General features: G+C 56.5%; 1 pseudogene. It reads right to left on the minus strand.

The annotated features are described in order from the left end of the window. Positions 1 to 13: 13 nt before the first annotated feature. Positions 14 to 253, minus strand: a pseudogene (locus JAO32_RS19965) (hypothetical protein); the annotation flags it as partial.

Here is a 253-nt window from a genome sequence, read left to right on the forward strand (position 1 = left end):
TGCCGGTGCCGTCTCAGACGGATCGGGTGCTGCTGCCTTGTTCTGCTGCTGTTGCTGCTGATCGGAATCTGCCACGATCACTTTCCTCCGAGTTGAAGAGCTTGTTTGTAATTCGTTCCGGCGTAGCGACGGCGCGCGCCAATGAAAGCTTTGCAATGTTGTGCTGATACAGCGCGCTAATGTACTGGTTGTTCGCCTGTTCGGTCTGCGACTGCGCATCGGAAACGGCAAGGTTATCGGCCACACCAGCACG

Source organism: Terriglobus sp. ADX1 (assembly GCF_036877645.1).
In the GTDB taxonomy this organism is placed as follows: Bacteria; Acidobacteriota; Terriglobia; order Terriglobales; family Acidobacteriaceae; genus Terriglobus.